General features: G+C 41.1%; 3 protein-coding genes (1 of these 3 only partly in view). All 3 read right to left on the minus strand.

Annotation, left to right across the window (positions count from 1 at the left end; all coding sequences use genetic code 11):
• Tightly spaced (each overlapping or abutting the next), the 3 genes in view from ACLKMH_RS14925 to ACLKMH_RS14935 form a layout consistent with a single transcriptional unit that may run on beyond the window.
• Positions 1-1,692 (minus strand): Ig-like domain-containing protein, encoded by a 1,692-nt coding sequence (locus tag ACLKMH_RS14925; protein WP_413698867.1) that lies wholly within the window; start codon positions 1,690-1,692, stop codon positions 1-3.
• Entirely contained in the window at positions 1,661-3,037 is a 1,377-nt protein-coding gene (locus tag ACLKMH_RS14930; protein WP_413702359.1) for an Ig-like domain-containing protein, read from the minus strand. Before ACLKMH_RS14930 ends, ACLKMH_RS14925 begins: the two co-directional genes overlap by 32 nt.
• Positions 3,019-13,778, minus strand: partial view of a VCBS domain-containing protein gene (locus tag ACLKMH_RS14935; RefSeq protein ID WP_413698868.1) — the 3' portion only. Its footprint extends 487 nt past the window's final position; only the last 10,760 of its 11,247 coding nucleotides appear in the window; its start codon lies beyond the right edge, outside the window; its stop codon occupies positions 3,019-3,021. The genes ACLKMH_RS14930 and ACLKMH_RS14935 overlap by 19 nt, the downstream gene beginning before the upstream one ends.

Consider the following 13,778-nt stretch of genomic DNA (forward strand, 5'->3'; position numbering starts at 1 on the left):
TTATAAATGTTGTTCATCAGGTACTTGAACAATAACACCATTACTGTAATCGGCTGTTTGATCATCAACTATTATCAATGGTCCTGTACTTTCTCCATCAAATAAATTATTCACAACAAATACGCTATCGGTATTAACACCATCAAGAATAATGGTTTGTTCTACAATGCCCTCTTCATTTGCATCACCATCAACAAAAATTTCTAAGGTTGTATTAGTACCATCTGAAGAAAGATGTAAATAGTCATTTAAGGTATGAGTATCATCAACATGTAATATATCACTAAGGTCAATAGCATCGCCTTCAGAAGCACTAAAGTTGGTGATATGATCTGTTCCAGTGTCACCACTTTGCCAAACAAAGGTATTGGCACCAGAATCACCAGTAACAGTATCATCACCTAAACCTACAATAAGAGTATCTGAACTATCTCCTCCTACAAATAAGTCATTACTCGCAATGCTTTGTGTTGTTAATGTCGAGACTTCAGGCGCATTAGCTGTTCCAGTGACAGTAATTACAACAGAAGATGTCGACGTAGCTCCGTTTTCATCGCTCATAATATAACTAACTACGACATCTTCTGTTTCACCAAGATCTAAATAATCAAACTCAGTGGCACTAAATACGAGTTGATTATTTGAATCAATCGAAGCTAACCCTTTATCAACAGTAACAGAGACCAAAGTAAAGATATGACTATCATCTAGATCAGTATCATTAGATAACACATCAATCGTCACAGTTTCGTTCTCAACAACGGCTCCTGTATCAGCAACTGCAACAGGTATATCGTTAGTACCAGTAACTGTAATAGTGACAGTACTTGAAGAAGAAACATTTGCTTCATCACTCATGATATAAGTAACTACAACTTGCTCTGTCTGTCCAAGTTGTAAATGATCAAAATCAGTCGCGTTGGCTGTAAAGACTAACTGGTTATTACTATTAATGCTTAGATCACCCTTATCGCTTACCACTGAGTCGAGTGTGAAAACATGGTTATCATCCAGGTCAATATCATTCAAAAGAAGATCAACTGTGACAATTTCATTTTCATCAACGACATCAGAATCAAGCACCGCAGTAGGAGCATCATTTGTCCCAGTGACAGTAATTGTAACTGTATTGGTTGATGTTTCACCATATTCATCACTCATTATATAAGTGACCAGTACATTTTCAGTTTCACCAAAACCTAAGTGGTCAAAGCCACTTGCAGTGAATACTAATTGGTTACTTGAATTAATGCTTACAGAGCCTTTTGGCGTTGTCGCTGAATCAAGTGACAAGCTATGGTTATTATCTAAATCAGTATCATTAGAAAGAACATCAAGTGTTACCGTTGAATCTTCATCAACAGTACCTGTATCAGCGACTGCAATCGGAGCATCATTAGTGCCTGTAACTGTTATCGTCACAATACTTGTTGAAGTTACCCCATTTTCATCACTCATTTCATAATTAACAATAACGTCTTCAGTTTGTCCGACTTGTAAATAATCAAAACCAACAGCGGTAAATTCGAGTTGATTAGCATTGATACTGACCGAGCCTTTTTCTGATGACACAGTATCTAATGTAAATGCGTGATTAGCATCTAAATCAGTATCATTAGCCAGAACATCAACAATCACACTAACATCTTCGTTTACCACATCAATATCTGCAACCGCAGTTGGCGCGAGCATTAGTACCCGTAACTGTAATAGTCGCTGTGCTTGTTGAAGTCTCACCATTTTCGTCACTCATTTCATAAGTAACGATAACATCTTCAGATTGTCCTAGTCCTAAATATGCAAATTCAGTGGCACTAACGCTAAAGACTAACTGATTTGCATTAATCTCTGCCGTTCCTTTAGGCGATGAAACATAATCAAGTGTAAAGGTATGATTACTGTCTAAATCAATATCATTAGTAAGCACATCAAGGGTAACACTTGAGTTTTCAGAAACTGTTTCCGCATCTGCCACTGCAATTGGCGTATCATTAGTACCAGTGACAGTAATAGTAACTGTGCTTGTTGCAGTCGCACCATTTTCATCACTAATAATATAGGTCACAACGACATCTTCAGTTTGACCTTCATCTAAATGGTCAAAATCAGTAGCAGTAAAGACTAATTGATTAGCAGAAATCGTTGCAGAGCCTTTTGGCGTAGAAACTGAATCTAACGTTAATGTTGTATTATTATCTAAATCAGAATCATTGCTTAAGACATCAACCGTAACACTAGAATCTTCTTGCACAAGGTCAACATCAGCAACGGCAATTGGTGCACCGTTAGTACCCGTGACAGTAATAGTCGCAGTACTTGTTGAGCTTTCACCCAATTCATCACGCATCTCGTAGGTAACTACAACAACTTCCGATTGCCCTTCTGCTAAATACTCAAAATCAGCGCTATCAGCTGTAAATACAAGTTGGTTGTTAGCATCGATTGTTGCACTACCTTTATCTGCAGTAACATTATCCAAAGTAAAGATATGGTTAGCATCTAGATCGGTATCGTTAGCGAGTACATCAACAGTAATACTTGTACTTTCTGCAACAGCACCAACATCAGCAACCGCAGTTGGTAAATCATTAGTTCCTGTGATTGTAATTGTGGCTGTTGAGGTTGATTGCGCTCCATCTTCATCACTCATGACATAAGTAACAACAACATTTTCAGTTTGCCCTAAACCTAAATAATCAAAGTCAGTTGCACTTGCGGTGAACACAAGTTGATTGCTACTGATATTTGCAGTGCCTTTAGGCGACGAAACAGAGTCGAGTGTCAAGGTATGGTTATTATCTACATCAATATCATTAGCTAGCACATCAAGGGTTACACTGAGATTTTCATCAACATTTGCACTATCAACAACAGCCGTTGGCGCATCGTTTGTACCAGTAACGGTAATAGTGACAGAAGAAATGGATTCTGCTCCATCTTCATCACTCATCGTATAAGTGACAATAACTTCTTCAGTTTCACCTGCTTCTAGGTATTCAAAGTCAGAGGCATCAAATACTAATTGGTTATTAACAATCGTTGCGTCCCTTTAGGTGCTGTGACTAAATCAAGCGAGAAGCTATGGTTATCATCTGCATCGGTATCATTAGCTAAAACATCAATAGTGACAGTAGCGTTTTCATTTACAGCTCCTGTATCTGCAACGGCGACAGGAATGTCGTTAGTACCTGTGATAGTAATAGTTGCTGTACTACTTGAAGTTCCGCCAAATGGGTCGCTCATATCATAACTGACTACAACAACTTCCGTTTGGCCTGCTTCTAAATGATCAAAATCAGTGGCATTCGCTTCAAATACTAGTTGATTTGAGGCATTCACACTCACTGTGCCTTTTGGCGCAGAAACCGCATCGATAGTAAATTCATCGATAATATCGATATCAGTATCATTCGCTAATACATCAACAATAACCGTTAAGTTTTCATCAACAACATCCGTATCAGCAAAAGCAGTAGGCCCATCATTAGTACCTGTGATAGTCACCACAACGGTTTCTGTTTGTACACCGCCCTTACCATCATCCGCCGTTACATCAAAAGTCACTTCGGTAGTTTCACCCTGTGCAAGGCTTTGGAAGTTATCACCAAGGTCATAAACATATTCACCTGTTGTTGCATCAATAGTGACGGTACCTTCGCTCGCTGGCATCACAGAGGATAAGGTATAGAAATGTGCATCGCCTGCATCTATTCCATCAAGCGTTGCATAACCCGTTACCGAAACGCCACTGTCTTCTACCGCATCAAGTGGTGTGACTGTTAAGTCAGGTGTATCATTAGTTCCGGTCACAGTAACAGTGATGGTTTCGCTTACCACTCCACCGTTACCATCATTTACTGTCACATCAAAGCTAACGTCAGTAGTTGCACCTACAGCTAGATATTGGAAATCTGAACCAGGATCAAAGGTATATTCCCCTGTCACTGAATCAATCGTCACTGAACCTTGGCCTTCTGGCATATCACTCACAGTAAAGGTATGTTCATCAGACGTATCAAGATCATCTAAAATAACACTACCAGAAACACTACTGCCATCTTCATTTGCGACTAGGTCAGTCACAGTTAACTCAGGTAAATCATTTGTTCCTGTCACAGTGACAAAGACTGTTTCAGTATCAGAGCCACCTTTTCCATCACTAACAGTGACATCAAAACTAACAACTTGAGACTCACCCACAGCTAAGTTCTGGAAATCTGTTCCTGGGTTATAGGTATATTCTCCTGTAGAAGCAAAAATACTAACAGAGCCTTCACCTGGATCCATTGACGTGACTGCATATGAATGCGCATCACCAATATCAATCCCTTCAAAGCTAGCTATATTTGTGATAGCTCCACCGTCTTCAGTCGCTTCAATATCAACAACGGTCAATACTGGCGCATCATTCGTTCCGGTAATAGAAACGGTGACAGTTTCCGTCGCCGTACCGCCTTTACCATCATCAATGGTCACATCAAAAGTTACATCTGTTGTCACACCGACAGGTAAACTTTGGAAGTCAGTACCTGGATCAAAAGTATAATCTCCCGTTACAGAATCAATGGACACAGTACCTTGACCAGCAGGCATTGCACTGACAGTAAATGAATGCACGTCTGATGTATCTATATCCTCAAAAGTCACAGAGCCAGTAACGGGACTACCATCTTCCGAAGTTGATAAATCAACAACACTCAAAATTGGTTGATCATTACTACCGGTTATTGTCACAGTGACGGTTTCTGTATCTGTGACGCCTTGGCCATCTTCTACAGTAACATCAAAACTAACAATAGCAGTTTCACCTTCTGCAAGACTCTGGAAGTTATTGCCTGGTTTATAAGTGTATTCTCCAGTAGATGAAAGAATACTGACAGATCCTTCGCTTGCAAGCACTGGCGTAACCGAATAGAAATGCAGATCATCTGAATCGACATCAATTAAACTTGAAGTGCCATTAACAGAAGCTTCATCTTCACTAATTTCAATCGGCTCAATAGTCAGGATAGGCGCATCATTTGTCCCGGTAATTGTGACAGATACTGCTTTAGTATCTGTTGCACCATTATCGTCGGTTACTTTCACATCAAAAGTAACCGTGGTTGTTGCACCTTCAGCAAGATATTGGAAGTCAGTACCTGGATCAAAGGTATAATCACCAGAGGAGGCATCAATACTAACCGTTCCTTGACCCACTGGCATTGGCTCAACTGAGTAAGTATGCGTATCTCCAGAATCGACATCTGTAGATGTAGCATTCCCAGTTACAGCCGAACCATCTTCAGTTGTACTAAGTGAAGAAACAGAAAGTTTAGGCGCATCATTTGTGCCTGTGATCGTAACATAAACGGTTTCAGTGGCGGCGCCACCTTCTCTGTCATCCACTGTCACATCAAAACTCACAACGGCTGTGTCACCAACAGCAAGGCTTTGGAAATCTGAGCCTGGATTGTAAGTATATTCGCCAGTTGAGGCTAAAATACTGACAGAACCTTGCCCTGCTGGCATAGCGGTTACAGAGTAGAAATGTGCATCACCTAAATCAGTATCAGTAAATGTTGGTGTAGAAGAAACCGAAGCACCATCCTCTGTTGCTTCAAGATTTTCAACAGTTAATACCGCATTTTCATTACTTCCCGTAATAGTGACGGTAACAGTTTGTGTATCTATGCCACCATTTCCATCATCAACAGTAACATCAAAGGTAACATCTGTTGTATCACCAGTCGCTAAGCTTTGGAAATCATTTCCAGGGCTATAAATAAAGTCTCCTGTTGATGCATCAATGCTTACGCTACCTTGACCTGGTAACATTGATGAGACTGAAAATGTATGGATGTCAATAACATCTAAGTCTTCAAAGGTAGCTGTTCCAGTGATATCTGGTCCATCTTCAACGGCTTGTATATCTGCTATGGTTAATATTGGATCATCATTAGCACCCGTCACAGTAACAGTAACCGTTTCAGTCTCCGTACTACCTTGACCATCGGACACAGTGATATCAAAACTAACATCAACGGTTTCATTCAAAGCTAAATATTGAAAGTCGGTGCCAGGGTTAAAAGTATATTCCCCTGTTGATGCAGAAATGCTCACTGAACCTTGATTTTCTGGCATTGCAGTAACCGAAAAGAAATGTGCATCACCAAGATCAACATCAGTAAAGCTTGCTGTATCTGTAACACTTGCTCCATCTTCGTTAGCATTGATATCTGTTACGTTTAGCTGAACATCATCATTTGTGCCGGTAATTGTAACAGTAACCGTTTCAGTATCTGTTCCTCCATTGCCATCATTAACCGTTACATCAAAGGTTACATCTGTGGTTGCACCTGCGGCTAATTCTTGGAAGTCATTTCCTGGATCAAAGGTATATTCGCCCGTATCTTGATCAATTGTTACTGACCCTTGTCCTGCGGGCATTGATGTAACTGTATATGTGTGGACATCATCAGTATCTACATCAGATACAATTGAATTGCCGGTTATAATACCACCGTCTTCAGTGGCTGAGATGTCTTCAACGGTTAAGAATGGTTGATGGTTTCCATTGTAATCGGTAAAAGATAATCCCCCATCCGGTCCTGTGATGGTAATACTTTCGGTTCTAGTATCTGTGCCACCTTGCCCATCATGTACTGTGATATCAAAGGTAACGACGGCAGTTTCACCTGTCGCTAACCCATCGAAATCTGAACCTGGACGATAGGTATATTCCCCTGTTGAAGCATCAATACTGACAGAACCTTCTCCTGCAGGCATTTGTGTTACTGAATATACGTGAATATCGCCATCATCAACATCGGTAAAACTTCCTGAACCAGTGATAGTCGCCCCACCTTCGCTTAAACCAATCTCTGTCAATCTTAATTCAGGCTCATCATTAGTGCCTGTAATCGTTACCGTTACTGTTTCAGTATCAATAGCACCATTTACATCTGTTACAGTAATATCAAAACTCACTTCTGTAGTAACATCTTCAGCAAGATTTTGGAAATCACTGCCAGGATTGTAAGTATATTCTCCCGTAGAGGCTAAAATACTGACACTGCCCTGTCCATCAGGCATTGAGCTAACAGAGTAAGCGTGAGCATCATTTAAATCCAAGTCGGTGAATGTTGGCGTGCCTGTGATCGCAACGCCGTCTTCCATAACATCAAGATCTGTGACTGTTAAAATTGGCGTATCATTACTTCCAGTGATCGTGACAGTGACGGTTTCGGTATCAGTACCGCCTTCGCCATCATCAACGGTAATATCAAAAGTGACTTGGGTTGTTTCACCTTCAGCGAGATACTGGAAGTCTGAATCAGGATCATAGGTATAAATTCCAGTGGTAGAATCAATAGTGACAATACCTTGATTCGCAGGCATAGGTGTTACAGAGTAAAAATGTGTATCGCTGAGATCAGCATCATCAAAACTTGCGCTACCTTGAATACTTGAATCATCCTCCATTACTGCTAGATCGGTAACACTTAAAATAGGATCGTCATTTGTGCCCGTAATGGTAACTGTAACAGTTTCAGTCGTTGAACCTGAGTTAGTATCTGTGACAGTAACATCAAAGCTTACTTGAGCTGTTTCACCAACCGCTAAACTTTGGAAATCATCTCCAGGATTGTAGGTATATTGTCCTGTTGATGCATAAATTGAAACACTACCTTCTCCGGATGCCATTGTGCTAACAGAATAAGCATGTGCGTCCCCTGTATCAACATCAGTAAAGCTAGGAAGCCCTGTAACACTTGCCCCATCTTCTGTTGCATTAATATTGGTAACTTCTAATTCAGGGAGATCATTGGTTCCTGTAATGATCACATTAACCGTTTTAGTTGACGATCCACCTTCGCTATCATGTACAGTGACATCAAAAGAAACGGTTGTTGTTCGCCCAACAGCAAGGCTTTGGAAATCAGAACCAGGATCATAAGTATACACACCCGTTGTTTCATCAATTCTTACAAAACCTTGGTTTTCAGACATTGGCGTCACTGAGTAAGTATGCGTATCACTAGCATCAACATCGATATCATCAAAAGTTGCAGTACCTGTTACTGCAATCCCATCTTCGTTTACGGCTAAAGCAGACACCTCTATGGTTGGCGCATCATTGGTACCAGTAATAGTAACTGTCACCGTTTCAGTATCTGTGCCACCTTTTCTATCATTAATAGTGACATCAAAAGTAACAACAGCCGTGTCCCCCTCTGCCAAATATTCAAAATTATTGCCACTGTTGTAGGTATAAACACCAGTTGAAGCATTGATAGAAACACTACCTTGATTACTAGGAAGTGATGATACCGAATAAATATGGGCATCACCTGTATCGACATCTGTAAAGCTTGCACTACCAGTAACCGCGCCAGCATTTTCTATCGTTGCAAGATTAGTAATAGTTAATTCAGGCGCATCATTAGTACCTGTTATTGTAACCGTCACTGTTTCTACGTCTGTACCACCCTGTCCATCATCAGCAATGACATCAAAAGTAACATTTGCTGTCGCACCAAGTGCAAGACTTTGGAAATCACTGCCAGGATCAAATGTATAATCGCCTGAGTTACTATCTATTGAAACAAACCCTTGTCCAACTGGCATTGGCGTAACTGAGTAAGTATGGATATCAACTGTATCAACATCATTATAACTTGCAGTACCTGTAACAACACTGCCATCTTCAGTTGCTGTAAGATCTGTAGCCGTAAGGAATATTTCTGGTGTGTCATTGGTTCCTGTGATGGTAACCGTCACTGTTTCAGAATCTGTTCCTCCCTGGCCATCATCAACCATCACAACAAAACTAACAGTCGTCGTTTCGCCTTCAGCTAAGCTTTCGAAATCTTTACCAGTATTGTAAGTATATTCACCCGTTGAAGCATTGATACTAACAGTACCTTGACCCGCTAACATTGGTGAAACAGAATAAGAATGCGCATCACCTGTATCAACATCTGTAAAACTTGCTGTGGCAGAAACTGAACCTCCATTTTCAACTGCGACAATCGGAACAAGTGTTAACACTGGCGCATCATTGGTACCAGTAATAGTAACAGTCACTGTTTCGGTATCAGAACCACCTTGCCCATCATAAACCGTCACATCAAAAGTGACATTGGTCGTTGCGCCTTCAGAAAGATACTGAAAGTCTGAATCTGGGCTATAAGTGTATTGCCCAGTTAAAACATCTATGCCAACCGAACCTTGATTATCTGGCATTAAGCTTACAGAGTAAAAGTGAACATCATTTGAATCAACATCAGCAAAAGTTGAACTACCGGTTACTGAAGCGCCATCTTCCGTCGCAGAAATAGGATTAACTGTTAATTCTGGTGCATCATTTGTCCCGGTGATAGTAACAGTGATAGTTTCTGTATCTGATCCACCTTGGCCATCAACGATAGTGACATCGAAACTAATATTTGTAGTTTCACCCGTTGATAAACTTTGGAAATTTTTACCTGGTTTATAGGTATATTCACCAGTCGATTCATCGATTGTGACAACACCTTGATTTGCCGGTAATGTAGAAACTGAATAGATATGGAAGTCATCAGGATCGATATCTATTTCAGTAAAGCTTGCGTTTCCACTAACAGTCGCACCATCTTCAGTTGTAGCTATATTTTCAACGCTAAGAACCGGTGAATCGTTTGTACCCGTAATGATGACAGTCACCGTTTCAGTATCTGTACCACCTAAACCATCATCAACAGTGATATCAAAAGTAACATTAGTTGTTTCGCCTACTGCTAAGGTTTGGAAATCAGTACCAGGATCATAAATATATTGCCCTGTTCCACTATCAATCGATACTGTACCTTGCCCGTCTGGCATAGAAGTGACCGAATAAGTATGTGAATCACCAAGGTCAACATCAGTAAAACTTGCATTACCTATTACCGCTACACCATCTTCATTAGCGGCTAAATCAGTTATGCTTAAAATCGGTGCATCATTAGTACCAGTGATTGTTACAGTGACGGTTTCAGTGTCTGTTCCGCCATTACCATCATCAACCGTTACATCAAAACTGACTTCGGCAGTTACTCCCAAAGCAAGACTCTGGAAATCAGAACCTGGGCTGTAAGTATATCTGCCGTTATTTGCATTAATTCTGACTGAGCCTTCACCTGATGCTAATGAGGTTACTGAAAATCTATGGCTATCAGTGATATCAACATCTGTGAAACTTGCAGTCCCTCGTACAGAAGAACCGTCTTCACTAGCGACTAAATCAGAAACACTAATAACTGGCACATCATTTGTACCAGTTATAGTGACAGTAACAGTTTCGGTATCTGTTCCACCGTTGCCGTCATCAACTGTTACGTCAAAACTAACATCTTGCGTTTCATCTAAACCAAGGCTTTGGAAATCTGAACCAGGGTTATAAGTGTACTGGCCTGTACCGCTATCAATTGACACAGTGCCTTGACCTGCAGGCATTGCAGTAACTGAAAAGCTATGATCATCCGTTAAATCAAGATCAGTGAAACTTGGATTACCAACAACCGCAACACCGTCTTCATCGGCAGATAAATTAGTGACAGATAATACAGGCGCGTCGTTGGTTCCGGTAATAGTTACCGTCACAGTTTCTGTATCTGTTCCACCGTTACCATCATCAATGGTCACATCAAAAGTGACATCCTGAGTTTCGCCTACAGCAAGGCTTTGGAAATCAGAACCTGGTGTAAAGGTATATTCACCACTTGAAGCATTAATACTTACCGTACCTTGACCTGCAGGCATTGGTGTTACTGAGAAGCTATGCGAATCTGTTAAGTCTATTTCAGTAAAGCTTGATGTACCGGAAACAGCTGTTTCTTCATCGGTCGCTAAATCTGAAACAGTTAACACTGGGTCATCATTTGTACCGGTAATAGTGACAGTGACAGTTTCGGTATCTGTTCCACCGTTGCCGTCATCAACTGTTACATCAAAACTAACATCTTGCGTTTCATCTAAACCCAGGCTTTGGAAATCTGAACCAGGGTTATAAGTGTACTGACCTGTTCCGCTATCAATTGACACAGTGCCTTGACCTGCAGGCATTGCAGTAACTGAAAAGCTATGATCATCCGTTAAATCAACATCGGTGAAGCTTGAATTACCAACAACCGCAATACCATCTTCATCAGCAGATAAATTAGTAACCGATAATACAGGCGCATCATTAGTTCCGGTAATAGTTACCGTCACAGTTTCAGTATCGGTTCCACCGTTACCATCATCTATGGTTACATCAAAAGTCACATCCTGTGTTTCACCTGCGACTAAACCTTGGAAATCAGTACCAGGGTCAAAGGTGTATTCACCAGAATTAGGATCAATACTGACTGTACCTTGACCAGTTGTCATCGGAGTGACTGTAAAAGTGTGTGTATCATTAGCATCGATATCATCAAAGGTCACTGTACCTGAAACAGGTGCGGCGTCTTCATCAACTGCTAAGTCAACAACAGTTAATTCAGGTTTATCATTGGTACCGGTCACTGTTATATTCACGGTTTCAGTAACAACACCACCATTTTCATCATCAACGGTAACCACAAAACTGACTACATCAGAGTCACCAACTGACAAGTTTTGGAAATCTGTACCTGGGTTATAAGTGTACTGACCTGTGCCACTATCAATCGAAACAGTCCCTTGACCTGCAGGCATGTCTGATACAGAGAAAGTATGATCATCACTTAAGTCAGCATCAGCAAGTGATGGCAAACCAGTAATAACATTGCCATCTTCTTCAGCAACATTCGGCGCATAACTTAGAGTTGGACCATCGTTGGTGCCGGTAATAGTAACAGTAACAGTTTGAGTATCTGTACCACCTTCACCATCATCAATGGTCACATCAAAAGTAACTTCTTGTGTTTCACCTGCGACTAAACCTTGGAAATCAGTACCAGGGTCAAAGGTGTATTCACCAGAATTAGGATCAATACTGACTGTACCTTGACCAGTTGTCATCGGAGTGACTGTAAAAGTATGTGTATCATTAGCATCGATATCATCAAAGGTCACTGTACCTGAAACAGGTGATGCATCTTCATCAACTAATAAGTCAACAACAGTTAATTCAGGTTTATCATTGGTACCGGTCACTGTAATATTCACGGTTTCAGTAACAACACCACCATTTTCATCATCAACGGTAACCACAAAACTGACTGCTTCTGAGTCACCAACTGACAAGCTTTGGAAATCTGCACCTGGGTTATAAGTGTATTGACCTGTGCCACTATCAATTGACACAGTTCCTTGTCCTGCAGGCATGTCTGATACTGAGAAAGTATGATCATCGCTGAAGTCAGCATCAGCAAGTGATGGCAAACCAGTAATAACATCACCATCTTCTTCAGCAACATTCGGCGCATAACTTAATGTTGGATCATCGTTGGTGCCGGTAATAGTAACGGTAACAGTTTGAGTATCTGTACCACCTTCACCATCATCAATAGTCACATCAAAAGTCACGTCTTTACTTTCACCAACCGCTAAATATTGGAAATCAGATTCTGGATCAAAGGTATATTCACCTGAAGCAGGATCAATAGTGACTGAGCCTTCTCCATCAGGCATAGCAGAAACTGAATAAGTGTGTGAACTGTTGTCATCAATATCGCTAAAGCTTGCTGTACCGGAAACACTGGTTTCTTCATCGGTTGCTAAATCTGATACCGTTAATATTGGCGCATCGTTGGTGCCGGTAATCGTCACAGTAACCGTTTCAGTATCTGTTCCGCCATTACCATCATCAATGGTAACATCAAAACTCACATCGGTCGTTGCGCCTAATGCTAAGCTTTGGAAATCTGAACCTGGTGAATAAGTATATTGTCCCGAAATTGGATCAATCGTCACTGAACCTTGCCCAATAGGCATAGGCGTTACTGAGAAGCTATGATCATCCGTTAAATCTACATCGGTGAAACTTGGGTTACCAACCACCGCAACACCATCTTCGATTGCATTTAAATTGGAGACTGTTAATTCAGGCGCATCATTGGTACCAGTAATAGTGACAGTCACAGTTTCAGTATCAGTCCCCCCTAAACCATCATCGACTGTTACATCAAAAGTCACATCCTGTGTTTCACCTAACCCAAGACCTTGGAAGTCAGTACCCGGATTAAAGGTATATTCACCCGTTGACGCATCAATGCTCACTGAACCTTGATCTGCCGGCATGGCCGTCACAGAGAAAGTATGGGTATCGCCTAAATCAATATCGGTAAAGCTTGCTGTACCGGAAACACTGGTTTCTTCATCGGTTGCTAAATCTGATACCGTTAAAATTGGCGCATCGTTGGTACCGGTAATAGTGACGGTGACAGTTTCTGTATCAACTCCACCATTACCATCATCAATGGTGACATCAAAACTCACATCGGTCGTTGCGCCAAGCGCTAGGCTTTGGAAATCTGAACCGGGTGAATAAGTATATTGGCCTGAGATTGGATCAATACTCACTGAACCTTGCCCAGCAGGCATTGCTGTGACTGAGAAGCTATGTTGATCGGTTAAATCAACATCCGTAAAGCTTGGGTTACCAACCACGGCAACACCATCTTCGATTGCATTTAAATTGGAGACTGTTAATTCAGGCGCATCATTGGTACCAGTAATAGTGACAGTCACAGTTTCAGTATCAGTCCCCCCTAAACCATCATCGACTGTTACATCAAAAGTCACATCCTGTGTATCACCTAACCCAAGACCTTGGAAGTCGGTGCCAGGATTAAAGGTATACTTACCTGTTG

This window comes from Psychromonas sp. KJ10-10, from assembly GCF_047323245.1.
GTDB lineage: Bacteria > Pseudomonadota > Gammaproteobacteria > Enterobacterales > Psychromonadaceae > Psychromonas.